The sequence below is a fragment of the Pantoea sp. X-Soil-OKNW-556 genome (assembly GCF_059730695.1).
On sequence record NZ_AP035990.1, the window covers coordinates 3,429,394 to 3,455,791 of the forward strand.

Here is a 26,398-nt window from a genome sequence, read left to right on the forward strand (position 1 = left end):
GATTACTGCACGAAGCTGGCGTCGTACAGGCTTTTCACGTCCGGCATTTTCTTGATCACACCGGCACGCAACAGCAGCTTGCCCGCTTCATCGCTAAAGCTTTCGATCTCACCATTAAAGAATTTTTTGTTCTCTTCCGGGCCTGCCCAACGCAGGTAGCTGGCAGATTCGGCAAACTCTTTACCGCTGGATTTCACCGCCGCACCCATGATTTCGTTCGATTTATCTGGCTGTTGTTTGATCATCTCCAGCGCATCGTAGTAGCTCGCCACCAGCGCTTTGGCTGCCTGTGGATGCTCTTTCAGGAAAGTTGGCGTGCAGCCGAGGGTATCCATCACCATCGGGTAGTCGAGGGTAGTGGCAAGGATTTTGCCGGATTTCGGTTGATTACGGATCACCGACAGATAAGGTTCATAGGTTACCGCCGCATCGTTTTGCCCGGCCGCGAATGACTGAGCCGCGGCCTGCGGTGCCATAGTCGCCAGATGGACGTCTTTCATCGTCAGGCCGTTTTTATCCAGCATCCACGCCAGCAAGAAGTAGGGTGACGTGCCCGGCGCATCAACCGCAATGGTTTTGCCTTTCAGGTCTTTGATGCTGGTGATGTCGCTACGGGTTGCCAGACCATCAGCGCCGTAGGATTTATCCAGCTGGACGATCTGTTTAATCGGCACACCGGCTGCATTCCACGAAATATAGGTTTCTACCGTGGTTGCCGCGCACTGAATGGTACCCGATGCCACCGCCAGATGACGGCTGCTTTGCGGGATCATTTTTACATCAACATCAAGGCCATGTTTTTTGAAGATTCCGGCTTTGTCGGCCAGGGTCAGAGGCGCAAATCCGGTCCAGCCGGAGATACCGATTGCCACTTTAGTGTCGGCTGCCTGGGCGCTCAGCACGCCTCCTAACATCACTGCTACGGTTAACGCACGAACTGCATGTTGCACTGGCTTACCCATCTTCCACTCCTGTCAAAAAGGTGATGAAAAACAACAGTTGTATAGGCTTATCTATACAAGCAAAGCAATGGCTGTGCCAGAAAGGAGATTGAGTCTGTGCGGTGGCGCACGCGGATGATCCGAAAATGCGCTGCACCGTCACAGAGCAAGTTTGCAAACGTAACAACCACTTTGGTGCAGCTATACTCGCCACATCTCAGTCAAAAAAGGAATGCCGTATGACGGTCAAATTGCGTCCGCTGGAGCGGGAAGATCTGCACTTTGTGCACCAGTTAGATAACAACGCCAGCGTGATGCGTTACTGGTTCGAGGAGCCGTATGAGGCCTTTGTTGAGCTTTCGGACCTGTACAACAAACATATTCATGATCAGACCGAACGCCGTTTCGTGGTTGAGCATGATGGACAAAAAGCCGGGCTGGTGGAGTTGGTCGAGATTAATCACGTCCATCGTCGCGCTGAGTTTCAGATCATTATCGATCCGGCGCATCAGGGCAAAGGTCTGGCAAGCCAGGCGGCGAAGCTGGCGATGGATTACGGATTTTCGGTGTTGAATCTCTACAAACTCTACCTGATTGTCGATCAGGAGAATGAGAAGGCCATCCACATCTACACCAAGCTGGGATTTGAGGTGGAAGGGGTGCTGAAACACGAGTTTTTTATCAACGGCGCCTACCGCAACACCATCCGTATGTGCATCTTTCAGCAGCAGTACCTGGCGCAGCATAAAACGCCGGGGGCGATGGTGAAACCAACCGCCCAGTAGCGGCGCGATTTATCGCGCCACTACGGTTCTTGCGTACCATTAACCGCGCGCGCCCACTGGGTTCAGGAAAGGTTTAGGGTTGGCTGGCTTCAGGTCATACATGCCACCGTAGAAGGGATCGACCAGCAGCCAGCCAGGGAAACCAAGCAACGGAATATTACCCAGCAGATACCATAAATTGGCGCTGCCCTCGATCGGCATCGTCACCGGCACATAGCCCGGTCTTTCCAGCATCACCTGATAATGTTTCTTGCCAAAATAACGACCGGTGGATTTCGCCAGCTCAACGTTTTGCGGCGTAAAGCCCTGCGCCACGGCATGGCCGGTCTCATCCTGCACGGTAAAACGCGCGCCTTGTGGCACGGAGTCGATTCGTACCGATTGCGTTTCGGTGCCAACAATGGTCGCACAGCCGCTTAACAGTAGCGCGCAGGCAGGAAGGAGATGTCGCAGGTTCATAGCAGGTCCGCTTCAGAGTCAGAAGGGACAGTCTAAACTGCCCTCCCGCCCTTTTCACTCGCCTCAATCGCGCTATCAGTGGCGCTTTTCTGCGCTTTATTGCGGTTGACAACAGGCGGCAATCGCCGCGATATCCTGTGGCGTGGTGCGACAGCAACCGCCAATCAGGCGTGCACCAGCCTGTTGCCATTCGGGGAATTTGTCGTGCAACGTGCAACCCGACGGGGCCGAATGCCAGGTTTTACTGGTGGCATCGTACTGTTCGCCGGAATTGGGATAAACCAGCAACGGTTTGTCGCACAGCGCCTGCAAGGTGCGCAGCGCGGGCGTGACGCTCTCCAGCGCAACGCAGTTGATTCCCACCGCCACCACCTGTGGAGCCGCGTTGAGCAACGCCGCAACCTCGTTCAGCGGGGTGCCATCGCTGATATGATTTGCGTCACGCAGCGTAAAGGAAAACCAGGCACTGCTGTCCGGGAACTCCGCCAGCAGGCTGACCAGCGCCTGCGCTTCGGCAAATGATGGCAAGGTTTCACACGCCAGCAGATCCACACCCGCTTCAAGCAAGGCGGCAACGCGCGGGCGATGGAAGGCTTTCATTTCAGCCTCTGGCAGCGCGTAATCACCACGATATTCCGCGCCATTGGCGAGAAAAGCTCCGTAGGGACCAACCGAACCGGCCACCAGCAGCGGTGCTGCCGTGCCTGATGCTGCGCGATAATCATCACGCGCCCGTTGTGCCAACGCGGCACTTTGCTGAATCAGCGTACGAGACTGAGCTTCATCCAGGCCGCGTTGCGCAAAGCCCTGCGGTGTGGCCTGATAGCTGGCGGTAATGGCGCAATGGGCGCCTGCGGCGAAGTAGTCGTAGTGCACCTGATAGATCAGTTCAGGGTTTTCCATCAACACCTTCGCCGACCAAAGCGTATCAGCCAGATTACAGCCTCGCGCTTCCAGTTCGGTTGCCAGTGCACCATCAAGAATCAGGGTATCGGTTTGAGATAGCGCCTGCGCTACCGGGTTACGCCACATCGTTGGCCTCCTCAGCCTTCAGAGATGATTTACGTCGTTGCGTGACATGGTATGCGGCATAGCAGAAGAGAACAAACGGAATCCCGCACCACAAGGCAATCCGCTGTGACGGGTCGAAAGCCAGCCCAACACATGCCAACAGGCACAGCAGAAAGCCGAGAATCGGCGTCAGTGGGTAAAGTGGCGCTCGATACACCAGATCTTTCAGCGAACCGCCCTGCTGCACATGATGGCGACGGAACATAAAGTGAGATGCGCAGATACTGAGCCACACGGCCACCACGGCAAAACCGGAGATGGCTGACAACGCAACGAAAACGGTATCGGGGGCAATCACGCTGGAGAATAACGCCAGCAGGCCGCCAATCATGCTGACGGTAATCGCCAGCACCGGGATGCCACGACGATTCACGCGGGCAAAACAGCGCGGCAAGGTGTTTTCATTGGCCAGTGACCACAGCATACGACCCGAGGCGTACAAGCCGGAATTTGCGGCCGACAGGATGGCGGTGAGAATCACGAAGTTGAAGATATCCGCCGCCCAGGGAATGCCAATCTTCTCGAATACCAACACAAACGGGCTTTTCACGATCCCCGCCTGATCCATCGGGATCAACGCGGCCAGTACCAGCACGGTGCCGATAAAGAACACAATCAGACGAGCGACCGTGGTGCGGATCGCCAGCGGCAGGGCTTTTTGCGGCTGTTCGGTTTCACCGGCGGCAATGCCAATCAGTTCGGTGCCTGAGAAGGCAAAGTTGACGGCGACCATAGTCATCAGAATCGGCAGCGTGCCATGCGGCAGCCAGCCGGATGCGGTGAGGTTATGCAAGCCAGGTGCAGCACTGCCATCCTTCATCGGGATAAAACCAAACATCGCCCCGGCACCGAGAATGATAAAGGCGACAATGGTGATGACCTTGATAATCGAGAACCAGAACTCGCCTTCGGCAAAGAAGCGCGTTGAGACAATATTCAGCAAATAGATGGCGACGCAGAACACCAGGCACCAGACCCAAACCGGGATGCTCGGGAACCAGTACTGCATACAGAACCCGGCGGCGGTCAAACTGGAGCCGAGGGCCACCGTCCAGGTCAGCCAGTAGAGCCAGGCCACGGTATAACCGGTGGCCGGACTCAAATAGCGCGCGGCATAGACATGGAAAGCACCGGTTTCCGGCATGGCAACGGCCAACTCGCCGAGGCATACCATCACCAGCCACACCACCAGCGCACCAATCAGATACGCCAGTAGCGTACCGGCGGCACCGGTGGTGGAGATGATATAACCGGTATTAAAGAACAGACCTGTGCCGATCACACCGCCGAGCGACAGCATCACCAGATGCCGTACTTTCATGGTGCGCTTAAAGTTTTCCTGCGAAGGATTTTGCTCGCTTTGCATTATTTTTATCCATATGGACGTCTAAACATCTACATGGATACAGGGTTATACGCGCCAGCGCGTCGAAATGCAACGTGGCAAAAGGTAAGGATTTTGTTGGAAGGGTGCGGCCCCGCGATGGCGGGGCGCAGCGTCAGCCGCCGAAGACACCTTGCAGATAGCGCTCCAGCGCAATACGCGAACTAAAGCCGTGCGGGATACCGTAATGTTCCTGGTTATCGCCTGCCAGATAGAGAGGAAACTGCGTATAGTGATCGCAGGTTTTCATTTCTGATGCCGGTTCAGCAAAGTTCAGACTTTTCTCTTTCAGCGTGGGATGAATGATCAGGGCCGTACGCCCCATGCGGGCTTCACGGTTGACGTAGACATAATTGTCGCCACGACGATAACCATAGATTTTGGGCGTAAGGGTATCCATTTCGAACCCTGCTTTTTCCAGTACGCGCGCTACCTCATCTGGTCGTAAATACATGCTTGCTCCTCTCTTCTTAGCCTCGCAACCTTACAACAGCCGTGCTGCACAAGGCATTCGGAATTTTCCATAAAGCCAGGTTAAAACCTGCCATCACTGGCAACTCGTCTGCATTAAGTATTACGTTTTAATTTAAAGGGAGCGAAAAATGTTTAGCCAGATTGGCAAAATGTTCCCATCGCTGCCGCAAATTAACGGAGCTCGCTCGAGCCACCGTAGATGCACTGCAAATAGCGCTTCAGAGATGCACGCGAGGTAAAGCCGTGAGCGATACCGTAATGCTCCTCCGTTTCGCCCGCCAGATAGAGCGGAAACTGCGTGTAGTGATCGCAGGTTTTCATCTCTAAAGCCGGTTCAGCGAAGCCCAGGCTGCGTTCTCTCAGCGTAGGGTGAATGACGAGTGCGGTGCGCCCCATGCGCGCTTCGCGGTTGACGTAGACATAGTCCTCGCCACGGCGATAACCAAAAATTTTGGTGGTAAGGGTATCCACTTCGAAGCCTACCTTTTCCAGTACGCTCGCTACCTCATCCGGTCGTAAATACATGATTGTTCCTCTGTTATAAAAGTCGCGCAACTTTACACAGCGGGGAAAAACGGGACATCCGGAATTGTCCCGAAAGTCAGGAGAAAATCTGCGTTTGATCGCGATTCGTCTACACTAAGTCTTACGTTTTAAAGTAAAGGGAGCGAAAAATGTTTAACCGAACCAGTAAAAACGAGGCCTCTGATATCAATCAGGATGTGAACGAGCTGGCTGATTCGCTGGAAGCATTGCTGAAATCGTACGGCAGCGAAGCCAAAGATGAAGTGGAAAACGCACGCAGTAAAGCACAATCGCTGCTGAAACAGACGCGCGCGAAACTGAACGGTAACAACCGGGTTTCCCAGGCCGCGCGTGACGCGAGTTACCAGGTTGATGCGTATGTACATGATAAACCCTGGCACGGTGTCGGCATTGGTGCCGCGGTCGGTCTGGTGATTGGTGCGCTGCTGGTCTCGCGCCGCTAATCCACATTGTAATCCCGTAGCGGCGCGATTTATTGCGCGATAAATCGCGCCGCTTGTATCTTGAAGTTGTAACTGGTTAGCTACCCGTTACACGAAACGGAGGCAGCTTGTCGCGCCGCTTAAGACCCGATCTTGTGCCGTAGCTTAAAGCCCTCCGTTTCTCCTTTCACGCCAGCATCTACTCTGAACGGTAACCAGAAGCTCTGACTTCGTATGTACAAGGCAAGATGGCGTGATGGTTCATGTGAAAGGGAGCTGTCTTATGATTTATCTCGGTATTGATGTCAGTAAAAACAAACTCGACCTCTGCCTGTTGCCCGGCAACGGGAAAAAGAAAACCAAAACCCTCAAAAATCATCCCGACGCCGGCCGGGAGATAAATGACTGGTTAATCAGGCAAAAATGCCATCCTGAACAGGTGATGGTGGTGCTCGAAGCGACCGGCATTTATCACGAAAACGTCGCCTTCAGTCTTCATGAAAATACCCCCGTCACGGTCTGCATCAGCAATCCTCAGCGGGTCAGGGAGTTCGCCCGTGGAATGGCTATCCTGACTAAAAACGACTCCGTTGATGCTTACATCCTGGCCCGTTATGGCGAGCTGAAACAGCCTGATGCCTGGGTGCCACCCTCCCCGGAGGTCCGTAAACTTCGGGAGCTGGTGCGTCTGCGGGACTCACTTCAGGCTGATGTCCAGCGGGCGGAGAACCGACTGGAAAAAGCCCATTCAACCCGCACAGCGCCTGAAATCATTGACTCGCTGGAGAGAACCCTGAAAGCCCACAGGGACGAGCTGAAGCGTATTGAAGCGCTCATCTCAGACCACACAGATAATCATCCGGGTCTGAAGGAAGACCGTGAGCTGCTGGAATCGATAAAAGGAATAGGCAGCGTGGTGGGCACGACAATGCTGTCGGTGCTGCGCTCGTGTCCGTTCCGGAGTGCTTCACAGGTCGCTGCGTGGCTGGGTGTGGTACCGGTGGAAAAAACGTCCGGGAGCTCAGTCAGGGGGCGTGCGCGGATGTCAAAAACAGGCCCGGCAGACGTAAGGGCGAAACTGTATATGGCGGCGATCGTAGCGATCAGGTGGAATGCCCCAGCGAAGGCGCTGTACCAGAGGCTAATCGCGAAGGGCAAAGCCAGCAAGGCCGCGCTTGGAGCGGTGATGCGCAAGCTGGTTCATCAGTGCTTCGGGGTGCTGAAAACGCGGATGAAGTGGGATGAAAATTACGCAGCTACCGCTTGACGTTCAAGACGGTAGCTACGGTCCGGTCATTGTTCAAATTTGCAGCAGCGCTTGCCTTAATCACCCCGCCCTCACCCTTCACAAAAATTTTTTTTCCTCGCAAAGGCGCATGATCCCTGGTCTTAGGCCAATTCTGAGGCTTCAAATCACAAACCCATATATATAGTGGGCTTGACCACAACAACCACTACATCTAGTATTTGCTTCATCAGTTCACTACCAGATGTCGGCAAGGATGAGGCTCGCAGCAAAAGGATTTTTTGCTTCGTATCTCGCATCCTGACCATACCAAGAGGGAAATACGAATCATGCGCATTATTATTTACACCAAGAACAATTGTGTCCAGTGCAATGCAACAAAAAATGCCATGGACCGTAATGGCATCGATTACCAACTGATTAACCTCGATGCTCAGCCTGAAGCTATCGACAACCTCAAATCCCTTGGCTATCGCCAGGTGCCGGTGGTGATGACTCACGATGATCACTGGAGCGGCTTCCGTCCCGATAAAATCGCCAGCCTGCGCCAGCTCGCTGCTGTCGGGGGATAAGGCGATGTTTCCACTGGTGTACTTTTCCAGCCAGTCGGAAAACACGCACCGATTTATCACACGTCTGGGCCTGCCTGCACGACGAATACCCATCGACAGCACGCAGCGCCTGCATATCGACCAGCCCTACATTCTGGTGGTGCCGAGCTATGGCGGCGGCAGTGCCAGAGGGGCGGTGCCCGGACAAGTGATCCAATTCCTCAATGATGAAGCTAACCGACGCGGTATCCGCGGGGTGATTGCTGCCGGCAACCGCAACTTCGGAGCGGGATTCTGCCTGGCAGGCGACATCATTGCGCAGAAATGTCAGGTTCCCTATCTCTACCGCTTTGAGTTGATGGGAACCCCCGACGATATCGCTAATGTAAAAGCGGGAGTGACCCAATTTTGGCAACGACAGACACCCTCAATGGCGCAGGACTTGACTACCACGCCCTGAACGCGATGCTGAACCTGTATGACGCCGATGGCCGCATCCAGTTCGATAAAGACCACGAAGCCACGCATCAGTTTTTCCTGCAACATGTTGCGCCCAATACCGTGCCTTTCGCCTCTGCGGCGGAACGCCTGCGCTATCTGGTGGCTGAAGGCTACTACGAAGCTGAGGTACTGAATCAGTACGATTTCGCCTTCCTGTGCCAGCTGCACGACGAAGCTGATGCCTGGGGTTTCCGTTTTCATACCTTCCTGGGGGCGTGGAAGTTCTACACCAGCTACACGCTGAAAACCTTTGACGGCAAGCGTTACCTCGAAACCTTTGAACAGCGCGCCTGCATGGTGGCGCTGACGCTGGCACGCGGTAACGAATCCCTGGCGCGCGAACTGCTGGCAGAGATGCTGAGCGGTCGCTTCCAGCCTGCAACGCCCACCTTCCTGAACTGCGGTAAACAGCAACGCGGTGAGTTGGTTTCCTGCTTCCTGCTGCGTATCGAAGACAATATGGAATCGATTGGCCGTGCGGTGAACTCCGCATTGCAGCTCTCCAAACGTGGCGGCGGCGTGGCATTTTTGCTGTCGAACCTGCGAGAGTCCGGCGCACCGATCAAGCGTATCGAGAACCAATCTTCCGGCGTGATTCCGGTTATGAAGATGCTGGAAGATGCGTTTTCTTACGCTAACCAACTGGGAGCACGTCAGGGTGCGGGCGCAGTGTGGCTGAATGCCCATCACCCGGATATCCTGCGTTTCCTCGATACCAAGCGTGAGAACGCCGACGAGAAAATTCGCATCAAAACGCTGTCCCTCGGCGTGGTGATCCCGGACGTCACTTTCCGTCTGGCAAAAGAAAATCGTGAGATGGCGCTGTTTTCGCCGTATGACGTGGAACGCATCTACGGTAAGGCGTTTGGCGACATCAGCATCAGCGAACATTACGATGAGATGCTGGCCGACGACCGCATTCGCAAAACCTTTATTCAGCCGCGTGATTTCTTCCAGACGCTGGCGGAGATTCAGTTCGAATCCGGCTATCCCTACATCATGTATGAGGATAGCGTCAACCGCAGCAACCCGATTGCCGGCCGCATCAATATGAGCAATCTGTGCTCGGAGATTTTGCAGGTCAACAGCGCCAGCGAGTTCCATGACGACCTGAGTTATCGCCGTGTCGGCAAAGATATCTCCTGTAACCTGGGTTCGCTCAACATCGCGCATGCGATGGATTCACGCAATCTGGCGCAGACCGTGGAAGTCGCGGTGCGAGCCCTGACTGCCGTGTCGGATATGAGCGAGATTAACTCGGTGCCCTCGGTGGCTGAAGGCAACCGCCGTTCACACGCGATTGGTCTTGGTCAGATGAACCTGCATGGCTATCTGGCGCGCGAAGGCATGGCTTACGGTTCACAAGAGGCGCTGGATTTCACCAATCTCTATTTTTACTGTGTCACTTATCATGCGGTGCGCACCTCTAACCTGCTGGCACAGGAGCGTAAACAGAGTTTTGATGGTTTTGCACAATCCACCTATGCCAGCGGCGCGTACTTCGACAAGTACACCGAACGGGCCTGGCAACCGCGTACTGCACGGGTAGCGCAACTGTTTGCTGATGCTGGCATTGCCCTACCCAGCCAGGCTGACTGGCAGGCATTGCGTGAAGCGGTGATGACGCACGGTCTGTATAACCAGAATCTCCAGGCGATTCCGCCCACCGGTTCGATCTCATACATCAACCACGCGACCTCCAGCATTCACCCGATCGTGTCACGGATTGAGATTCGCAAAGAGGGTAAAACCGGCCGTGTTTACTATCCGGCCCCGTTTATGACCAATGACAATCTGGATTTCTATCAGGATGCCTACCAGATTGGCCCGGAAGCGATTATTGATACCTACGCCGAAGCGACCCAACACGTCGACCAGGGACTTTCTCTGACGCTGTTCTTCCGTGATGACGTCACCACGCGTGATATCAACAAAGCGCAGATCTACGCGTGGAAGAAAGGCATCAAAACGCTTTATTACATTCGACTGCGCCAGATGGCGCTTCAAGGCACTGAGGTGCAGGGCTGCGTCTCCTGCGCGCTGTGATGAAAACTATGCGACTAAATCAAATTCAAGCGATTAACTGGAACCGTATCCAGGACGAGAAAGATCTCGAAGTGTGGAACCGCCTGACCAGTAACTTCTGGCTGCCGGAAAAAGTGCCGTTGTCCAACGACCTGCCCGCCTGGCAGACACTGGATAAACAGCAGCAACAGCTGACCATCCGCGTGTTCACCGGACTGACGCTGCTCGATACCATTCAGAACGTGATTGGCGCACCGGGGCTGATGGAGGATGCGTTGACACCACATGAAGAAGCGGTACTGTCCAACGTCAGCTTTATGGAAGCGGTTCACGCCCGCTCCTATAGCTCGATTTTCTCCACCCTATGTAACACGGCAGATGTTGATGCCGCTTATCGCTGGAGTGAGGAGAATGAGGCGCTGCAAAATAAAGCGAAAATCGTGCTGGAGCATTATCGCGCAGATGACCCGCTGAAGAAGAAAATTGCCAGCGTGTTCCTCGAATCGTTCCTGTTCTATTCCGGCTTCTGGCTGCCGATGTATTGGTCAAGCCGTGGCAAGCTGACCAATACGGCGGATTTGATTCGTCTGATTATTCGCGATGAAGCGGTGCACGGTTATTACATCGGTTATAAGTACCAGAAAGCGCTGGAAAATGTCGATGATGCACGCCGTGAAGAGTTGCAGCAATTCGCCATCGAGCTGCTGCTGGCGCTGTACGAAAACGAGGTTGTTTATACCGAAGCGCTGTATGCCGATGTGGGTTGGGCGGAAGAAGTGAAAACCTTCCTGCACTACAACGCCAACAAAGCGCTGATGAACCTCGGTTACGAAGCGCTGTTTCCGGCGGAACTCACAGCAGTGAACCCGGCGATCCTTTCTGCCTTGTCGCCAAATGCCGATGAAAACCACGACTTTTTCTCCGGTTCCGGCTCCTCCTATGTAATGGGCAAAGCGGTCGAAACAGAAGACGAAGACTGGAACTTTTAATCGCTTCATATCGGGCTGGCCTCAGCCCGATATTTCCTCTGTTCACTGCTGGATATTTCCCCGTTATTTCGCCTCTACATCGTCATCAGTCTGTCATTTTTTCTTCCTTGCAATGGTCCATATATCGCCTGGTAAAGCGCGATTTATCGCCGCTCAGATAAATAAAACCGCCAGAAGCACAAAAATTCAGCCTGAATTTGAGAAAAAATTGATCCTTGCTTATCCCTTGTGAGCACTGGAAATTCTCGCCATTCTCTCCATCATCGCCAGCCAAATATCACCCTCAAGGGTTGTCAGATAATCTCATTATGTTACGGTATAGGCCGCTTAATTTTAACCAGGGCCACAACAAGAAATAGCGAAACATCAATTAACCAGGAATTTAATTACTGCATGGCAATTAAACTCGAAGTAAAGAATTTATATAAGATATTTGGTGATCACCCGGAAAGGGCATTTAAACATATTGAACGCGGTGAGGGTAAAGAGGCAATTCTGGCGAAAACCGGACTTTCTCTCGGCGTAAAAGATGCCAGTCTGGCCATTGAAGAAGGCGAGATCTTCGTCATCATGGGGCTTTCAGGTTCAGGTAAGTCCACCATGGTTCGCCTTCTCAATCGTCTGATCGAGCCGACACGCGGCCAGGTGATTATTGATGGCGTCGATATTGCCAAAATATCCGACGCCGAACTGCGCGAAGTGCGCAGAAATAAGATCAGCATGGTATTCCAGTCATTTGCTCTGATGCCACATCTGACGGTATTAAATAATACCGCCTTCGGCATGGAATTAGCGGGCGTAGCATTGCAGGAGCGTCAGGAAAAAGCGCTGGAAGCATTGCGTCAGGTCGGACTGGAGAATTATGCCCATGCATACCCGGATGAACTTTCCGGTGGTATGCGTCAGCGCGTCGGATTAGCCCGTGCGCTGGCAATCAATCCCGATATTTTGTTGATGGACGAAGCCTTCTCTGCACTTGATCCGCTTATTCGTACTGAAATGCAGGATGAGTTGGTAAAATTGCAGGCAAAACATCAACGTACCATTGTCTTTATTTCCCACGATCTCGATGAAGCGATGCGTATTGGCGATCGCATTGCCATTATGCAGGGCGGTGAAGTGGTCCAGGTCGGCACACCGGATGAAATATTGAATAATCCAGCCAACGATTATGTGCGAACCTTCTTCCGTGGCGTCGATATCAGCCATGTGTTCAGCGCCAAAGATATTGCGCGACGCAGCGCGGGTGCGCTGATCCGTAAAGCGGCGGGTCTTGGCCCACGCTCTGCGATCAAGTTGTTGCAGGATGAAGATCGCGATTTTGGCTATGTACTGGAAAAACAAAAATTTGTTGGCGTGGTTTCAACCGATTCGCTGAAAGCGGCTCTGGCCGCAGGCGAGGGTCTGGACAACGCGCTGTTGGATATTCCGGCGGTTCCGGCGGACACCTCACTGAATGATCTGCTCTCCCATGTGGCGCAGGCACCTTGTGCCGTACCGGTGGTAGGTGAAGAAAATCAGTATGTTGGTGTGATATCGAAAAGCACGCTGCTGCGCGCTTTAGACCGTGAAGGAGCCTGATAATGAGTGAACAAAATAGCAATCCGTGGGATAGCGCCAGTCAGACTACGCAGGCGGCCACTCCCGACAGTAGCGCAACCGATCCCTGGTCAACCGGGGCCAGCGCACCGGCAAGCCCCGGCACGCATGAGGCCGCCAGCAACGCCGCCAGCAACGCCGCCAGCAACAGCGACTGGTTAAGCAGCGCACCTGCGCCGCAGCCGGAACATTTCAATATTCTGGATCCGTTCCATAAGACGCTGATCCCGCTCGATAGCTGGGTGACTCACGGCATCGACTGGGTGGTAAACCACTTCCGCCCGGTGTTCCAGGGCATCCGTGTGCCGGTGGATTATATCCTCAGTGCCTTCCAGCAACTGCTGCTGGGTATGCCTGCGCCGGTCGCGCTGGTGGTGTTCGCGCTGATCGCCTGGCAGATCGCCAGCCCGGCAATGGGTATCGCGACCCTGATTTCGCTGGTGTTGATTGGCGCAATTGGTGCCTGGTCACAAGCGATGGTGACGCTGGCGCTGGTGCTCACCGCCCTGTTGTTCTGCATCATTATCGGTCTGCCGCTCGGCATCTGGCTGGCACGCAGCGAACGCGCGGCGCGCATCATCCGACCACTGCTGGATGCGATGCAAACCACACCAGCCTTCGTCTATCTGGTGCCAATTGTCATGCTGTTCGGCATCGGTAATGTGCCGGGCGTAGTGGTGACCATTATCTTTGCCTTGCCGCCGATTGTGCGTCTGACGATTCTCGGCATTAAACAGGTTCCGGCAGATTTGATCGAAGCCAGTGAGTCCTTTGGTGCCAGCCCGCGTCAGATGTTGTTTAAAGTGCAACTGCCACTGGCGATGCCGACCATTATGGCTGGCGTTAACCAGACGCTGATGCTGGCGCTGTCGATGGTGGTGATCGCCTCGATGATCGCCGTCGGTGGTCTTGGCCAGATGGTGCTGCGCGGTATCGGTCGCCTCGATATGGGCCTCGCCACCGTGGGCGGTGTGGGTATCGTGATCCTCGCCATTATTCTTGATCGTCTGACCCAATCGGTGGGTCGCGACAGCCGCAGCCGTGGCAATCGCCACTGGTACAGCAGTGGCCCGGTTGGCCTGCTGATGCGCCCTTTCAGTAAAAAGCCCTGATTCATTTGGGCGGCCCACTGTAGCCGCCCGTCTCCGACGCCACACGTAAAATAAGGAATGACTATGCGCAAGACAGCCCTATTCGCTGCCGTCCTGACGACATTCGCCGTGACGCATGTGTCCGCCGCCGACCTGCCGGGTAAAGGCATCACCGTTAAACCGGTGCAGAGCACCATCTCAGAAGAAACGTTTCAGACGCTGCTGGTGAGCCGCGCGCTGGAAAAACTGGGTTATACCGTCGATAAACCCAGCGAAGTGGACTACAACGTTGGCTACACCACCATTGCCGAAGGCGATGCCACCTTTACCGCCGTCAACTGGCAGCCGCTGCATGATGATATGTATAAAGCCGCCGGTGGCGACCAGAAGTTTTACCGCGAAGGGACTTATGTAACCGGTGCGGCACAGGGTTACCTGATCGACAAAAAAACAGCGGATCAGTACCACATCACCAACTTTGCCCAGTTGAAAGATCCTAAGCTGGCGAAGCTTTTTGATACTAACGGCGACGGCAAAGCTGACCTGACCGGTTGCACCCCAGGCTGGGGCTGCGAGGCCGTGATTAACCACCAGATTGACGCTTACGGTCTGAGCAAGACGGTGGAGCACAACCAGGGAAATTACTCGGCAATGATTGCCGACACCATCACTCGCTTTAAGCAGGGTAAGCCGATCCTGTACTACACCTGGACCCCCTACTGGGTGAGCGACGTGCTGAAGCCGGGTAAAGATGTGGTGTGGTTGCAGGTGCCGTTCTCATCGCTGCCGGGCGAGCAGAAAAATGTCGATACCAAGCTGGCGAACGGTGCCAACTACGGCTTCCCGGTGAATACCATGCATATCGTTGCCAACAAAGCCTGGGCTGAGAAAAACCCGGCGGCGGCGAAACTGTTTGCCGAGATGAAACTGCCAATCACCGACATTAATGCGGAAAATGCTGCCATGCATGCCGGTCAGTCTTCTGAAGACGATATCAACCGTCACGTTGATGGCTGGATCAAAGGTCATCAGGCCGAGTTTGATAAGTGGGTGCAGGACGCACTGGCTGCGGCGAAGTAAATATCACCGGGCCCACATACTGCACACCTCCTTCTCCCGCTTGCGGGAGAAGGTCGGGATGAGGGCCATCAGCAGCTAAAGTCGCGCGATAAATCGCGCCGCTACAGAGGGCGACCTGGTTTTCCCAATCGATTCGGACGCTATAGCGTACTGGTACGTCCTGTTAATTAACACAACAATGAAATAGTTTTTTGGGTTACTATTAACCCATTATGATTATTTGCCTGCTCATGACGCTATGAATGCTTCCCATCAGGGCCTCAGTTCTGCCCTGGTCGCGCTGATGTCGGTCGCGACTGGCCTTGCCGTCGCCAGCAACTACTATGTCCAGCCGCTGCTGGATACCATCGCCCACCAGTTTAATCTCTCCGTCAGCCTCGCCGGCTTTATCGTCACCACCGCCCAACTCGGTTATGCCTGTGGCCTGCTGTTGCTGGTACCACTCGGCGATATGCTGGAACGGCGCGCCCTGATTGTTTCTATGAGCCTGCTCGCGGCCGGTGGCATGATGATCACCGCGCTCTCCCCTTCCCTGCCGTTAATGCTGCTGGGCACGGTAGTGATCGGGCTGTTTTCTGTCGTGGCACAAATTCTGGTGCCTCTTGCGGCCACCCTCGCAGCGCCCGAGAAACGCGGCAAAGTAGTAGGAACGGTAATGAGCGGTTTATTGCTCGGTATCCTGCTGGCACGAACCGCCGCAGGTGCGCTAGCGCAACTGGCTGGCTGGCGCAGCGTTTACTGGACCGCCAGCGTATTGATGATCCTGATGGCACTGGCGCTGTGGCGTTATCTGCCACGCTATAAGCAGAATGTCCCACTTAATTACCCGCAGTTGTTACGCTCCATCTTCAGCCTGTACGCCGCTAACCGGGTGATACGTACCCGCGCGTTAACCGGCTGCCTCTCTTTCGCCAATTTCAGCATGCTCTGGACCTCCATGGCGTTCCTGCTATCAGCGCAACCTTATGGTTTTAATGAAGGGGAGATTGGTCTGCTGGGTCTGGTGGGTGCCGCAGGGGCACTGGCGGCACGTCAGGCCGGTAGTCTGGCTGATAAAGGGAAAGCCAAACTGACCACCAGCACCGGGTTGATGATTATGTTAGCGGCGTGGGGTGTAACCGCGCTGGGGGCACACCATTTGCTGGCACTGATTATCGGTATTTTGCTGCTCGACTTAGCGGTGCAGGCAGTACATATCACTAACCAAAGCGTGATTTATCGTCATAAACCAGAGGCGCGCAACCGCCTGAATGCCGGCTATATGACCAGTTATTTTATCGGTGGTGCGCTGGGTTCAATCATCTCGGCGAACGCATTTCATCATGCAGGCAGGTATGGCGTTTGTGGAGCCGGTGTGCTGCTCACCACAATTAACCTGTTGATTTGGTGGCGCAATGCGCGCTACGAAAGTGTTTAGAAAACGTAAAGACCGGACCTAATCGATGAGCAATACTGTTCATCAATGATTGGGTTTGTTATGGTTAGCCAGAGAGTTATTCATCATGGTTATTTTTTCTCGCGAAATTATTCAACTGTAAAAAGATTTCGCGAGGCGAATTGATAGCATCCAATGCCTGCGCATCCGTAGCCTTGGATCGGGCAACACGCCCAGGGTCAGGGAATGACCTGGAATCGCCGGGTGCTGACAGTGTGATCGTGCTAACAATCACTGGCGGGAATTATGACTACGCTTAATCTGTCACCACCATTACTATACCAGTTGCAACTAGTGAGGTTTTTTTAGAATGGAAAGTTCGTTTACTCCCATAGAGCAGATGCTAAACATCCGTGCTACTCGCCATAAAGATTTTCCATTGCAGGAGATCATCCTGACGCGTCTGTGCATGCATATGCAGGGCAAACTGCTGGATAATCGCAACAAAATGTTGAAGGCGCAGGGAATTAACGAAACCTTATTCATGGCGCTGATCACCCTTGATGCGCAGGAAAATCAGAGCATCCAGCCTTCTGAACTGAGTTCTGCTCTCGGATCTTCCCGTACCAACGCCACACGTATTGCTGATGAGCTGGAAAAACGTGGCTGGATTGAGCGTCGCGAAAGTGACAACGACCGTCGCTGCCTGCATCTGCATCTGACTGAGAAAGGTAACGAATTTTTACGCCAGCTGCTGCCACCGCAGCACCAGAGCCTGCAATATCTTTGGTCGTCGCTCTCCTCAGACGAGCAAGGACAGCTGGAAGCGATTACCCGTAAGCTGCTTAACCGCCTCGACAAAATGGATGAAGAGCAACTCATCGCCTCCCTGTCACGCTAATAGCAAGAAGTGCGACACAATCACCTGTCGAAACCGATATTTTAATCCCCTTTTTATCCGGCCAGCGTCACAAGCGCTGGCTTTTTTCGACTCGGGACCCCGTGTTGATGGATGAACACATCCCGAAAAAATGGAAAACGTGGAGAATAACATGAGTGCGACAGCGGCAGATCAAAGCCCGCAACAGCCAGCAAATAAAAAGAAAAAGCGCAAAGGTGCGCTTATCCTGCTGGCTATCGTGTTTGTCATTATTGGTATTGCCTATCTGGCTTACTGGTTCCTGGTGCTGCGTCATTTCCAGGAAACCGACGATGCTTATGTCTCAGGTAATCAGGTGCAGGTGATGGCGCAGGTGTCTGGCAGCGTCAATAAAGTGTGGTTTGATGACACCGACTTCGTGAAGAAAGGTGACGTGCTGGTATCACTCGATAAAACCGATGCAGAACAGGCGTTTGAAAAAGCGCAGACTGCACTGGCTACCAGCGTACGTCAGACGCATCAGTTGATGATCAATGGCAAGCAGGATCAGGCCACTATCAAGTTGCAACAAACGGCGCTGGAGCAGGCCGAGGCAGACCTGAAGCGTCGTGAGCCGCTGGGTGCCGCCAACCTGATTGGCCGTGAGGAACTGCAACACGCGCGCGACGCCGTGGCTACCGCTAAAGCGCAACTCGACGTAGCAGTGCAGCAGTACAACGCGAATCAGGCGATGATCCTCAACACCTCACTGGAAAACCAGCCGGCGGTGAAACAGGCCGCCGCTGAACTGCGCGATGCCTGGCTGGCACTGCAACGTACCGAGATCCGCAGCCCGATGGATGGCTATGTCTCCCGTCGTAGCGTGCAGGTTGGCTCGCAAATTTCCACCAGCACGCCACTGCTGGCAGTGGTGCCTGCCACCAATTTGTGGATAGATGCGAACTTCAAAGAAACCCAACTGGCAGACGTGCGCATTGGCCAACCAGCGACGGTCGTCAGTGATATCTACGGTGATGATGTGGTGTATCAAGGCAAGGTGGTAGGTCTGGATATGGGCACCGGTAGCGCCTTCTCCCTGCTGCCGGCACAGAACGCCACCGGTAACTGGATCAAAGTGGTTCAGCGTCTGCCGGTACGTATCGAGCTGGATGCGAAAGAAGTGGCAGAACATCCGCTGCGTATCGGCCTGTCAACGCTGGTCAAAGTGGATACCTCCAATAAGGATGGCGCAACACTTGCCAGCAGCGTCCGTAGCCAGGCCGCTTATGAAAGCGATGCGCTGGCAATCGACCTGACGCCAGTAAACCAGATGATTACTGACATCGTTCGTGCCAACGCCGGCTGATAACGCGGGAGGCTGTTATGGCACAAAAACCGCTTGAAGGCGCGCCGTTAGTCCTGATGACCATCGCCCTGTCGCTGGCGACGTTTATGCAGGTACTCGATTCGACGATTGCCAACGTGGCGATTCCCACCATCGCCGGGAACCTGGGTGCCTCTAACTCCCAGGGCACTTGGGTGATCACCTCTTTCGGGGTGGCAAACGCCATCTCGATTCCGATCACCGGTTGGCTGGCGAAACGCGTCGGTGAAGTGAAGCTGTTTACCTGGGCGACAATCCTGTTCGCCCTCGCCTCCTTTGCCTGTGGTGTCTCCGAAAGTCTGTCGATGCTGATTTTCTTTCGTGTCATCCAGGGGGTGGTGGCAGGGCCCCTGATTCCGCTGTCGCAGAGTTTGTTGCTGAACAACTACCCCCCCGCAAAACGCAGCGTGGCGCTGTCGTTGTGGGCAATGACGGTGATCGTGGCACCGATCTGTGGACCGATTCTCGGTGGCTGGATTAGCGATAACTATCACTGGGGCTGGATCTTCTTCATCAACGTGCCGATTGGCGTGGTGGTGGTGATGCTGACGCTGCAAACCTTGCGCGGTCGGGAAACACAAACGGCCAGCCGCCCGATTGACATGGTCGGTCTGGTGCTACTGGTGGTGGGTATTGGTTGCTTGCAGGTCATGCTGGACCGTGGCCGAGAACTGGATTGGTTTAGTTCCACTGAAATCATCACGTTAACCGTTGTCGCGGTCGTAGCCCTGGCGGTGCTACTGGTATGGGAACTGACAGATGACCATCCGATTGTCGATCTATCGCTATTTAAATCGCGCAATTTCACCATCGGGTGTTTGTCGATAAGCCTTGCCTATATGCTCTACTTCGGCTCGATTGTTTTGCTGCCGCAGCTATTGCAGGAAGTGTACGGCTATACCGCAACCTGGGCCGGGCTGGCTTCCGCGCCGGTGGGGATTATTCCGGTAATCCTGTCGCCGATCATTGGTCGCTTTGCTCATAAGCTGGATATGCGCCGTCTGGTGACCTTCAGCTTTATTATGTATGCGGTGTGCTTCTATTGGCGCGCGTATACCTTTGAGCCGGGGATGGATTTTGGTGCGTCGGCGTGGCCGCAGTTTATTCAGGGCTTCGCGGTGGCATGCTTCTTTATGCCGCTGACCACCATTACGCTGTCGGGCTTGCCACCAGAACGCATGGCGGCGGCATCCAGTCTGTCGAACTTTGTGCGTACACTGGCTGGCTCCATCGGGACGTCGATTACTACCACCATGTGGACCGATCGCGAATCAATGCATCACAGCTATTTGTCGGAATCGGTGAATCCGTATAACGCCAATTCGCAGCAGATGTACGATCAGTTGGAAAGTCTTGGCATGACCCATCAGCAGGCATCAGCGTATATCGCACAGCAGATCACCAACCAGGGGCTGATTATCTCTGCCAACGAGATTTTCTGGGCCTCGGCCGGGGTGTTTCTTATTCTGTTGGTGCTGATTTGGTTCGCACGTCCACCTTTTGGGGCGGGCGGTGGCGGCGGTGGTGCACACTAAGCAAAAAAAACGGGCCATAATGGCCCGTTTTTTTATGCGTTCTGTCGCCACCATTCGGCAAGCAGGATGCCAGTTGCTACCGACACGTTGAGACTTTCTACGTTGCCGGTACCGCCAATCGACAGGCTCATGTCACCCTGTTGGAAAGCGCTGTCGGACAGCCCTTCACGCTCCTGGCCCAGCACCAGCACCATTTTGGCTGGCAGCTCAGCTTTTGCCAGCGGTGTACCTTCATGGCTGGAGGTCGTGACGATGGTGTAGCCTGCTTTGCGGAAGGCTTCCAGACCGGCGGAGAAGTTTTCACCGCTGATTGCCTGGACGTGCTCCGCGCCACCTTCTGCGGTACGCACTGCGGCACCCGATTCCAGCAGTGATGCATCATTCACCAGCAGCCCCTTCACACCAAAGTGGGCGCAGCTACGCATGATGCCGCCGAGGTTATGCGGGTTGCTGACATCTTCCAGTGCCAGTACACAATCTTTGGCTTCGGCCAGGCTTAACCACTCAGATACCGCCATCCCCATGCGTTTTTTAATGATGAAACACACGCCGCCGTGATGTTCAGTTCCTGATGCTTTCGCCAGCTCGGCATCGTCCACCACATGGTAGGCTTTGCGGTTGGCGGCGAGCCAGCGCAATGTTTCACGGAAACGCGGCGTCACGCTCTGGACAAACCAGGCGCGGACGATGCTCTCGGGACGGCTCTGGAACAACGCCTGGCAGGCATTTTCCCCGTAAACACGCGTCTCTTCCTGACGCTGGCGGCGAATCTGCTCCGGGTCGATAGCAGGCTTGCTGACGCTACCCTCTTCCAGCGCGTTGTTTTCAGCTACCGGTGGGCGTGAAACGGTGCGCCACGGTGAATCCTCGAAGCTACGTGCTTTGCGATTATCATCGCCGCGATCGCTGCGACGACCCGCACCGCGACCGCCTTCTTCATTATTACGTCCAGTGCGGGGGCCAGAACGACGATTCTCTTCCTGGCGCGCAGCAGGACGGCCGCCTTTGCCGGTACGGGGGTTTGGCGCACGCGAGCCTTTCTGGCCCTCATCCTCACCACGTACATACATCACTTTGACCTTGCCGCTTTTGCCTTTAATTTCGTCGTTCATCTGTTCCTCCAGCATTGAGAGCGCGAAGATTACCTGATGTGTCGGCGCTTAGCTATCAACTATTGAACCTATCGAGCAATCCAGATTGAGCATAGCATTCAACCCTTTCATAATGCTCGGCAATCATAAATATACAGATCCGGTTTGAGGTAACTATGAATACGGTATGTGCCTCCTGTCAGGCAACCAACCGCGTGCCCGAAGCACGCATTGCCGATGGAGCCAAATGTGGCCGCTGCGGCGGTGAGCTGTTTAACGGCGAAGTGGTGAGCGCGACTGCCGCGACGCTGGATAAATATTTGCAGGACGATTTGCCCGTGGTGGTCGATTTCTGGGCACCGTGGTGTGGGCCTTGCGTCAACTTCGCACCGGTATTTAAAGATGTCGCCGATGAGCGGCGCGGCAAGGTGCGTTTTGTGAAGGTGAATACAGAAGCCGAACCAGCGCTGAGTTCACGTTTCCGTATTCGCAGCATTCCCACCATCATGTTGTTTAAGAATGGCGAGTTGGTCGACATGATGAACGGCGCGATGCCAAAAGCACCGTTCAACGAATGGCTCGACGAGTCGCTGTGATCCCCTCCGTGGCCAGCCGGGTGCTGGCCATATTACCTTTGCACGGCATTTCCATTACAATTACGTTTTTGCTGCCCGCCTGAGTGTTATGTCTGAGAATGCCGTCCTGCGTTTGCGCACGCAACGTCTTGCCCGCGCTACCCGTCCGTTTCTGGCCCGTGGCAATCGGGTTATCCGCTGTCAGGGTTGTCTCCTGCCGCATCAACATTGCGTATGCGCCACATTACAGCCGCAAACCGCCCGCAGCCGTTTTTGTCTGGTGATGTTTGATACCGAACCGATGAAACCCAGTAATACCGGACGTCTGATCGCCGATATCCTGCCGGATACGCTGGCATTTGGCTGGTCACGTACCGAGCCCGACGCCGCATTATTACAAGCGGTGCAGATGAGCGATTATCAACCGTTGGTCGTGTTCCCCGCGTCCTATGCCGATACCGGTCGCACCGTGCTGACGGAGCCGCCACGCAGCGGCAAGCCCCCGCTGTTTATTATGCTCGACGGCACCTGGACTGAGGCACGCAAAATGTTCCGCAAAAGCCCCTGGCTGGATGCATTCCCGGTGATGTCTTTGAATGTGACCAGCCCGTCACGTTACACGCTGCGCGAAGCACATGGCGAAGGTCAGCACTGCACCGCAGAAGTTGCCGCTGCATTGCTGGAGCAGGCTGGCGACGTCGCCGCTGCCGATGCGTTACAACAGCATTTCACGCGCTTCCGTCAGGCGTATCTGGCCGGTAAACCCCATCATCCGGCACACGCGTTATGTGACGAGGATAACTAACACTGTTCTTTTTTTGCACAGCGCACTGAACTATAGTAGAGCATCGCCACGGAGCTGGCTTTCAATCATGGATGATGCGCTATGAAACTCTTCGTGTTGGTTATTTTCCTGCTGGCCGGTTGCAGTACCGCGCCAAAACATCAACAGGGCTTTCCCCTGAAATTTCAGTCTGTCAGTACCCATCCTTCTGCGTTGATCGCTGCCGATGCACTGCAACCCGGCGATCTGCTGCTCTCATCAGCCACCTCGCTGCAATCCTGGGGGATTCGTCTGTTTACCCTGACGGGCGTCAGCCACGCGGCTATTTATCTGGGTGATCAGCGAGTTGCTGAAGCGGTGGGGAGTGGGGTCAACATTATCCCCCTCGATCGCGCGATTGCCGAAAGTAATAATCTGCTGGCTTTACGCATACCGGGCATCACCGTTGAACAAACGCTGCGGCTGCGCGAGTTTTCCGACCTGCAACAGGGCAAAAAATACAACTTTAAAGGGATTGTGATGTTTATGCCCTTTATGGTGTCGCGTCGTGTGTGTGAATTACCGCTGATAAATGAACAGGTGCGCAGCAACTGCCTGACGATACTGGCTAACATACAACTGGCCGACGAGGAAAATCCTGAATCTGACCGTTTTTTCTGTTCGGAATTTGTGCTGGCGGGTTACCGCTATGCCGGAATTGAGTTGCTGGCGGGCCAGGCAAACTGGGTTAGCCCGGCGGATTTATTGCATCTGCGTGAGGGGGATGTATCCGCCTGGCACGCACAACAGCCGATCGAATATATCGGTCATCTCAAACGCTGGAATTTGAAAGAGATCCTCAGCCTGCGATCGCCAGATCGGCAAGCGCAGTAAAAAGCGTTTACAATCACGCCATCCCCCATGTCAGGAGTGCATGATGAGCCAACGCGGACTGGAAGCGCTGTTACGACCTAAATCCATTGCGGTAATCGGTGCGTCGGTAAAACCGGGGCGCGCGGGTTATTTTATGATGCGTAACCTGCTGGCGGGCGGTTTTAGTGGCCCGGTATTGCCGGTAACGCCGAAGTACAAGGCGGTGAGCGGCGTGCTCGCCTGGCCCGATATCGCCAGCCTGCCTTTTGCCCCCGATCTTGCCATCATCTGTACTCATGCCAAACGTAATCTGGCGTTGCTTCAACAACTGGGGGAGAAAGGTTGTAAAGCGTGCATCATTCTTTCCGCTCCCCCAGAACAACTGGATGAATTGAAAGCCTGCGCCAGTCAGTGGCAAATCCGCCTGCTCGGCCCCAACAGCCTTGGCCTGCTCGCCCCCTGGCAAGGACTTAACGCCAGTTTCTCCCCGGTACCCATTGCCAAAGGTCGTATCGCGTTTATTTCGCAATCGGCGGCGGTATCCAACACCATTCTCGACTGGGCGCAGCAGCGTAATCTTGGTTTCTCCTGGTTTATCGCACTGGGCGACAGCCTCGATATCGATGTCGATGACCTGCTTGATTTCCTCGCTCGTGATGGCAAAACCAGCGCCATCCTGCTCTATCTGGAACATCTTAGCGATGCGCGCCGCTTTGTCTCAGCATCGCGTAGCGCCTCGCGCAATAAACCGATTCTGGTGATCAAAAGCGGGCGTAGCCACCAGGCACAGGCAATGATTGGTACCCGCAGTGGGCTGGATGCTGCCTGGGATGCAGCCATCCAGCGTGCCGGTTTGCTGCGGGTGCAGGATACTCATGAACTGTTCTCCGCAGTGGAGTCGCTCAGCCATATGCGCCCATTACGTGGCGATCGTTTAATGATTATCAGCAATGGCGCCGCCCCGGCGGCACTGGCGCTGGACGAGTTATACGCGCGCAATGGCAAACTGGCGACGCTAAGCGAGGAAACCTTGCAGGCGCTGGCAGCACAGTTGCCGGCCGGTGTCGGGCGTGGCAATCCGCTCGATCTGAAAGATGATGCCACCCCCGAGCGCTACGTCGCCTGCATTGAGAAGTTGCTGGATAGTCATGAACTGGATGCCTTGATGATCATTCACGCCCCCAGTGCCGTGTCACCGGCCAGCGAAACTGCCGAGCAGATCATTGCGGCGATAGCGCGCCATCCACGCGGCAAGCAGGTGACATTGCTGACCAACTGGTGCGGTGAATTTTCCTCGCAGGCGGCTCGTCGCGCCTTCACCCAGGCAGGAATTCCAACCTGGCGTACGCCGGAAGGGACAGTGACAGCCTTTATGCACCAGGTGGAGTACCGCCGTAATCAGAAGCAGCTACGGGAAACGCCTGCGCTACCGTTGGGCCTGACGCAAAACAGCGCGCAGGCGCATCAGCTTATTCAGCAGGCGCTGGACCAGGGCATCACCACGCTGGACACGCATGAAGTCCAGCCGGTGTTGCAGGCTTATGGCCTGGCAACCCTATCGACCTGGATTGCCGCTGACAGCTCTGCGGCGGCCAGCATCGCTAGTCAGATCGGCTATCCGGTGGCGTTGAAGTTGCGCTCACCGGATATCCCGCACAAGTCTGAGGTGCAGGGGGTGATGCTTTATCTGCGCAGCGCCAGTGAAGTCAAACTGGCCGCCGACGCGATTTTTGACCGTGTTCGGCAAACCCATCCCGAGGCACGGATTGATGGCCTGCTGGTGCAGAGCATGGCCAACCGCGCGGGTGCACAGGAGCTGCGCATAGTGGTGGAACAGGATCCGCTGTTTGGTCCGATTATTATGTTGGGAGAAGGCGGCGTGGAATGGCAGCCAGATAAACAAGCTGCCGTAGCTTTGCCCCCCCTGAACATGACGCTGGCGCGCTATCTGGTGATCCAGGCGATGAAAAGCGGCAAAGTTCGCAGTCGCAGTGCGTTGCGACCCCTGAACATTCCTGCACTCAGTCAGTTGCTGGTTCAGGTTTCTAACCTGGTGGTTGATTGCCCGGAGATCCAGCGGCTGGATATTCATCCGCTGCTGGCCGCCGGTGACGAATTTACCCTGCTGGATGTCACGCTACAGCTCGCCCCGTTCCAGGGCGATAACGAAGCGCGGCTGGCGATTCGCCCCTATCCTCACCACCTTGAGGAGCAGGTTGAACTGAAAGATGGTCAGCATTGCCTGTTCCGCCCGATCCTGCCAGAAGATGAGCCGCTACTGCGGGACTTTATTGCGCTGGTGACGAAAGAAGATCTTTATTATCGCTATTTCAGTGAGATCAATGAGTTCACCCACGAGGATCTGGCGAATATGACGCAAATCGATTATGACCGCGAGATGGCGATTGTCGCCGTCCGTCAGCACGCGGGTCATGATGAAATTATCGGGGTGACGCGTGCAATTTCAGACGCCGACAATATTGATGCTGAGTTTTCCGTGCTGGTACGATCGGATTTGAAAGGATTGGGCATGGGCAGACGTCTGCTGGAGAAGATGATCCGCTATACCCGCGATCACGGTCTGCAACAATTGAACGGTATCACCATGCCACACAATACCGGCATGATTACCCTGGCGCGAAAACTTAACTTTCGCGTGAGTATTCAACTGGATGACGGAATTGTCAGCCTTAATTTGCCGCTTAACGATGCCATCAACTAACCTTGTAGAGAAAGGTAAAAATCCTCCCTGTAGGCTCGGTTGATGTTATCATTTAGC

Annotated in this window: 25 protein-coding genes; 18 read left to right on the forward strand and 7 right to left on the reverse strand. The window is 54.7% G+C overall.

What is annotated here, in order from left to right; all coding sequences use genetic code 11:
• Positions 1–2: 2 nt before the first annotated feature.
• Entirely contained in the window at positions 3–914 is a 912-nt protein-coding gene (locus tag AC6I8T_RS16030; RefSeq protein WP_235056588.1) for an ABC transporter substrate-binding protein, read from the reverse strand.
• 266 nt (positions 915–1,180) lie between these two features.
• Here AC6I8T_RS16030 and speG point away from each other — a divergent pair, with 266 nt between their 5' ends.
• Entirely contained in the window at positions 1,181–1,726 is a 546-nt protein-coding gene (speG, locus tag AC6I8T_RS16035) for a spermidine N1-acetyltransferase (protein ID WP_021184425.1), read from the forward strand.
• Positions 1,727–1,765: 39 nt separating this feature from the next.
• Here speG and AC6I8T_RS16040 read toward each other — a convergent pair whose 3' ends face one another.
• From AC6I8T_RS16040 to AC6I8T_RS16060, 5 genes are all read right to left on the reverse strand, one after another.
• A complete protein-coding gene (locus tag AC6I8T_RS16040) occupies positions 1,766–2,185 on the reverse strand; it encodes a peptidase associated/transthyretin-like domain-containing protein (RefSeq protein WP_021184426.1) in 420 nt (139 codons plus the stop codon).
• A 96-nt stretch (positions 2,186–2,281) separates the two neighbouring features.
• Positions 2,282–3,217 (reverse strand): homocysteine S-methyltransferase, encoded by a 936-nt coding sequence (mmuM, locus tag AC6I8T_RS16045; RefSeq protein ID WP_021184427.1) that lies wholly within the window; start codon positions 3,215–3,217, stop codon positions 2,282–2,284.
• Positions 3,207–4,622 (reverse strand): S-methylmethionine permease, encoded by a 1,416-nt coding sequence (gene mmuP, locus AC6I8T_RS16050; protein WP_208723758.1) that lies wholly within the window; start codon positions 4,620–4,622, stop codon positions 3,207–3,209. Before mmuP ends, mmuM begins: the two co-directional genes overlap by 11 nt.
• Before the next feature lie 133 nt (positions 4,623–4,755).
• The gene (locus tag AC6I8T_RS16055; protein ID WP_021184429.1) at positions 4,756–5,094 is read right to left on the reverse strand and encodes a DUF2002 family protein; all 339 of its coding nucleotides are present in this window, start codon (positions 5,092–5,094) and stop codon (positions 4,756–4,758) included.
• A 191-nt stretch (positions 5,095–5,285) separates the two neighbouring features.
• On the reverse strand, positions 5,286–5,639 hold the full coding sequence (locus AC6I8T_RS16060; protein ID WP_021184430.1) for a DUF2002 family protein: 354 nt from the start codon (positions 5,637–5,639) through the stop codon (positions 5,286–5,288).
• 149 nt (positions 5,640–5,788) lie between these two features.
• Between AC6I8T_RS16060 and AC6I8T_RS16065 the strand changes: the two genes are divergently transcribed.
• The 13 genes from AC6I8T_RS16065 (at position 5,789) to emrB (ending at position 20,317) form a co-directional block, all read left to right on the forward strand.
• Entirely contained in the window at positions 5,789–6,103 is a 315-nt protein-coding gene (locus tag AC6I8T_RS16065) for a DUF883 family protein (RefSeq protein ID WP_021184431.1), read from the forward strand.
• Between the two features lie 262 nt (positions 6,104–6,365).
• Complete coding sequence (locus AC6I8T_RS16070; protein ID WP_497833612.1) at positions 6,366–7,349, forward strand: IS110 family RNA-guided transposase; 984 nt, start codon at positions 6,366–6,368, stop codon at positions 7,347–7,349.
• A gap of 308 nt (positions 7,350–7,657) precedes the next feature.
• Positions 7,658–7,900 carry a redoxin NrdH gene (locus AC6I8T_RS16075; RefSeq protein ID WP_021184432.1) on the forward strand — a complete coding sequence of 81 codons (243 nt, stop codon included), beginning with the start codon at positions 7,658–7,660 and terminating at the stop codon, positions 7,898–7,900.
• Between the two features lie 4 nt (positions 7,901–7,904).
• The gene (gene nrdI / locus AC6I8T_RS16080) at positions 7,905–8,339 is read left to right on the forward strand and encodes a class Ib ribonucleoside-diphosphate reductase assembly flavoprotein NrdI (RefSeq protein ID WP_415175348.1); all 435 of its coding nucleotides are present in this window, start codon (positions 7,905–7,907) and stop codon (positions 8,337–8,339) included.
• Positions 8,288–10,426 (forward strand): class 1b ribonucleoside-diphosphate reductase subunit alpha, encoded by a 2,139-nt coding sequence (gene nrdE / locus AC6I8T_RS16085; protein ID WP_497829422.1) that lies wholly within the window; start codon positions 8,288–8,290, stop codon positions 10,424–10,426. The genes nrdI and nrdE overlap by 52 nt, the downstream gene beginning before the upstream one ends.
• 8 nt (positions 10,427–10,434) lie before the next feature.
• Complete coding sequence (gene nrdF / locus AC6I8T_RS16090; protein ID WP_021184435.1) at positions 10,435–11,394, forward strand: class 1b ribonucleoside-diphosphate reductase subunit beta; 960 nt, start codon at positions 10,435–10,437, stop codon at positions 11,392–11,394.
• A gap of 393 nt (positions 11,395–11,787) precedes the next feature.
• Positions 11,788–12,975: a glycine betaine/L-proline ABC transporter ATP-binding protein ProV gene (proV, locus tag AC6I8T_RS16095; RefSeq protein ID WP_021184437.1), complete on the forward strand. Its 1,188-nt coding sequence runs from the start codon at positions 11,788–11,790 to the stop codon at positions 12,973–12,975.
• Positions 12,976–12,977: 2 nt separating this feature from the next.
• Positions 12,978–14,105, forward strand: a complete 1,128-nt coding sequence (gene proW, locus AC6I8T_RS16100; RefSeq protein WP_497834137.1) for a glycine betaine/L-proline ABC transporter permease ProW — start codon at positions 12,978–12,980, stop codon at positions 14,103–14,105.
• A gap of 63 nt (positions 14,106–14,168) precedes the next feature.
• Positions 14,169–15,164 (forward strand): glycine betaine/L-proline ABC transporter substrate-binding protein ProX, encoded by a 996-nt coding sequence (proX, locus tag AC6I8T_RS16105; protein WP_021184439.1) that lies wholly within the window; start codon positions 14,169–14,171, stop codon positions 15,162–15,164.
• Positions 15,165–15,402: 238 nt separating this feature from the next.
• Positions 15,403–16,581 carry an MFS transporter gene (locus tag AC6I8T_RS16110; protein WP_497834138.1) on the forward strand — a complete coding sequence of 393 codons (1,179 nt, stop codon included), beginning with the start codon at positions 15,403–15,405 and terminating at the stop codon, positions 16,579–16,581.
• A gap of 328 nt (positions 16,582–16,909) precedes the next feature.
• Entirely contained in the window at positions 16,910–17,440 is a 531-nt protein-coding gene (mprA, locus tag AC6I8T_RS16115) for a transcriptional repressor MprA (RefSeq protein WP_013510181.1), read from the forward strand.
• Between the two features lie 151 nt (positions 17,441–17,591).
• Positions 17,592–18,764 carry a multidrug efflux MFS transporter periplasmic adaptor subunit EmrA gene (emrA, locus tag AC6I8T_RS16120; RefSeq protein WP_021184441.1) on the forward strand — a complete coding sequence of 391 codons (1,173 nt, stop codon included), beginning with the start codon at positions 17,592–17,594 and terminating at the stop codon, positions 18,762–18,764.
• A 17-nt stretch (positions 18,765–18,781) separates the two neighbouring features.
• A complete protein-coding gene (gene emrB / locus AC6I8T_RS16125; RefSeq protein WP_021184442.1) occupies positions 18,782–20,317 on the forward strand; it encodes a multidrug efflux MFS transporter permease subunit EmrB in 1,536 nt (511 codons plus the stop codon).
• A gap of 32 nt (positions 20,318–20,349) precedes the next feature.
• Here the strand turns inward: emrB and AC6I8T_RS16130 are convergent, their stop codons facing one another.
• A complete protein-coding gene (locus AC6I8T_RS16130; RefSeq protein WP_208723754.1) occupies positions 20,350–21,429 on the reverse strand; it encodes a tRNA/rRNA methyltransferase in 1,080 nt (359 codons plus the stop codon).
• A gap of 155 nt (positions 21,430–21,584) precedes the next feature.
• Here AC6I8T_RS16130 and trxC point away from each other — a divergent pair, with 155 nt between their 5' ends.
• The 4 genes from trxC to AC6I8T_RS16150 all read left to right on the forward strand — a co-directional run bounded on the left by trxC (position 21,585) and on the right by AC6I8T_RS16150 (position 26,341).
• Complete coding sequence (gene trxC, locus AC6I8T_RS16135) at positions 21,585–22,004, forward strand: thioredoxin TrxC (protein ID WP_497834139.1); 420 nt, start codon at positions 21,585–21,587, stop codon at positions 22,002–22,004.
• Between the two features lie 88 nt (positions 22,005–22,092).
• Positions 22,093–22,788 (forward strand): tRNA-uridine aminocarboxypropyltransferase, encoded by a 696-nt coding sequence (locus AC6I8T_RS16140; RefSeq protein ID WP_208723753.1) that lies wholly within the window; start codon positions 22,093–22,095, stop codon positions 22,786–22,788.
• 81 nt (positions 22,789–22,869) lie between these two features.
• Positions 22,870–23,640, forward strand: coding sequence for a YaeF family permuted papain-like enzyme (locus AC6I8T_RS16145; RefSeq protein WP_497834140.1), 771 nt, complete (start codon positions 22,870–22,872; stop codon positions 23,638–23,640).
• 43 nt (positions 23,641–23,683) lie between these two features.
• Complete coding sequence (locus AC6I8T_RS16150; RefSeq protein ID WP_208725555.1) at positions 23,684–26,341, forward strand: bifunctional acetate--CoA ligase family protein/GNAT family N-acetyltransferase; 2,658 nt, start codon at positions 23,684–23,686, stop codon at positions 26,339–26,341.
• Positions 26,342–26,398: the final 57 nt, after the last annotated feature.

What these genes read in the sequence shown, in the direction of transcription:
- AC6I8T_RS16030 (WP_235056588.1), bottom strand. Translation starts at nt 914, where the DNA reads ATGTTAGGAGGCGTGCTGAGCGCCCAGGCAGCCGACACTAAAGTGGCA.
- speG (WP_021184425.1), top strand. Translation starts at nt 1,181, where the DNA reads ATGACGGTCAAATTGCGTCCGCTGGAGCGGGAAGATCTGCACTTTGTG.
- AC6I8T_RS16040 (WP_021184426.1), bottom strand. Translation starts at nt 2,185, where the DNA reads ATGAACCTGCGACATCTCCTTCCTGCCTGCGCGCTACTGTTAAGCGGC.
- mmuM (WP_021184427.1), bottom strand. Translation starts at nt 3,217, where the DNA reads ATGTGGCGTAACCCGGTAGCGCAGGCGCTATCTCAAACCGATACCCTG.
- mmuP (WP_208723758.1), bottom strand. Translation starts at nt 4,622, where the DNA reads ATGCAAAGCGAGCAAAATCCTTCGCAGGAAAACTTTAAGCGCACCATG.
- AC6I8T_RS16055 (WP_021184429.1), bottom strand. Translation starts at nt 5,094, where the DNA reads ATGTATTTACGACCAGATGAGGTAGCGCGCGTACTGGAAAAAGCAGGG.
- AC6I8T_RS16060 (WP_021184430.1), bottom strand. Translation starts at nt 5,639, where the DNA reads ATGTATTTACGACCGGATGAGGTAGCGAGCGTACTGGAAAAGGTAGGC.
- AC6I8T_RS16065 (WP_021184431.1), top strand. Translation starts at nt 5,789, where the DNA reads ATGTTTAACCGAACCAGTAAAAACGAGGCCTCTGATATCAATCAGGAT.
- AC6I8T_RS16070 (WP_497833612.1), top strand. Translation starts at nt 6,366, where the DNA reads ATGATTTATCTCGGTATTGATGTCAGTAAAAACAAACTCGACCTCTGC.
- AC6I8T_RS16075 (WP_021184432.1), top strand. Translation starts at nt 7,658, where the DNA reads ATGCGCATTATTATTTACACCAAGAACAATTGTGTCCAGTGCAATGCA.
- nrdI (WP_415175348.1), top strand. Translation starts at nt 7,905, where the DNA reads ATGTTTCCACTGGTGTACTTTTCCAGCCAGTCGGAAAACACGCACCGA.
- nrdF (WP_021184435.1), top strand. Translation starts at nt 10,435, where the DNA reads ATGCGACTAAATCAAATTCAAGCGATTAACTGGAACCGTATCCAGGAC.
- proV (WP_021184437.1), top strand. Translation starts at nt 11,788, where the DNA reads ATGGCAATTAAACTCGAAGTAAAGAATTTATATAAGATATTTGGTGAT.
- proW (WP_497834137.1), top strand. Translation starts at nt 12,978, where the DNA reads ATGAGTGAACAAAATAGCAATCCGTGGGATAGCGCCAGTCAGACTACG.
- proX (WP_021184439.1), top strand. Translation starts at nt 14,169, where the DNA reads ATGCGCAAGACAGCCCTATTCGCTGCCGTCCTGACGACATTCGCCGTG.
- AC6I8T_RS16110 (WP_497834138.1), top strand. Translation starts at nt 15,403, where the DNA reads ATGAATGCTTCCCATCAGGGCCTCAGTTCTGCCCTGGTCGCGCTGATG.
- mprA (WP_013510181.1), top strand. Translation starts at nt 16,910, where the DNA reads ATGGAAAGTTCGTTTACTCCCATAGAGCAGATGCTAAACATCCGTGCT.
- emrA (WP_021184441.1), top strand. Translation starts at nt 17,592, where the DNA reads ATGAGTGCGACAGCGGCAGATCAAAGCCCGCAACAGCCAGCAAATAAA.
- emrB (WP_021184442.1), top strand. Translation starts at nt 18,782, where the DNA reads ATGGCACAAAAACCGCTTGAAGGCGCGCCGTTAGTCCTGATGACCATC.
- AC6I8T_RS16130 (WP_208723754.1), bottom strand. Translation starts at nt 21,429, where the DNA reads ATGAACGACGAAATTAAAGGCAAAAGCGGCAAGGTCAAAGTGATGTAT.
- trxC (WP_497834139.1), top strand. Translation starts at nt 21,585, where the DNA reads ATGAATACGGTATGTGCCTCCTGTCAGGCAACCAACCGCGTGCCCGAA.
- AC6I8T_RS16140 (WP_208723753.1), top strand. Translation starts at nt 22,093, where the DNA reads ATGTCTGAGAATGCCGTCCTGCGTTTGCGCACGCAACGTCTTGCCCGC.
- AC6I8T_RS16145 (WP_497834140.1), top strand. Translation starts at nt 22,870, where the DNA reads ATGAAACTCTTCGTGTTGGTTATTTTCCTGCTGGCCGGTTGCAGTACC.
- AC6I8T_RS16150 (WP_208725555.1), top strand. Translation starts at nt 23,684, where the DNA reads ATGAGCCAACGCGGACTGGAAGCGCTGTTACGACCTAAATCCATTGCG.